The 654-nt window shown below is 54.3% G+C and carries 1 pseudogene; it reads left to right on the forward strand.

Features of this window, described 5'->3' with window-relative positions:
• Nucleotides 1–654 (forward strand): annotated as a pseudogene (locus AWB81_RS43945) (IS630 family transposase); the annotation flags it as partial.

Genomic DNA, 654 nt, shown 5'->3' on the forward strand with positions numbered 1-654 from the left:
TGGCAAGCGCACGGCCTCAAGCCGCATCGGTTAGAGAGCTTCAAGGTATCGAACGACAAGCACTTCGCCGAGAAACTCGAGGACATCGTCGGGCTGTATCTCGATCCCCCGGAGCACGCCTTGGTCCTGTGCTGCGATGAGAAGTGCCAGATCCAGGCGCTTGACCGGACCCAGCCGGGATTGCCGCTTAAGCGAGGTCGCGGGCAAACGATGATGCATGATTACAAACGCAATGGTGTGACGACGCTTTTTGCCGCGATGAACACGCTCGATGGGAGTGTCATTAGCGAGTGCAAGACAAAACATCGTCACCAGGAGTGGTTAAGCTTCTTGCGCAAGGTCGATCGTGATACGGCTAAGAACAAGGAACTGCATTTGATCGCTGATAACTATGCAACCCATAAGCACCCGGAGGTACAAGCATGGCTTGCCAAACACCCCGCGATTTCACATGCATTTCACGCCCACCAGTGCCTCATGGCTCAACATGGTTGAACGCATCTTTCGTGACTTGTCAGTGAACCAGTTGCGACGTTCGGCGTTCCGCTCTGTCCCCGAATTGATCGGCACGATTGAGCAGTACGTGCAGAAACATAACCGTCATCCGAAACCGTTCATCTGGACAGCAAAGGCCTCTGACATCCTCGCGAAAGT

The organism is Caballeronia arationis (genome assembly GCF_001544975.2).
Classification (GTDB): domain Bacteria; phylum Pseudomonadota; class Gammaproteobacteria; order Burkholderiales; family Burkholderiaceae; genus Caballeronia; species Caballeronia arationis.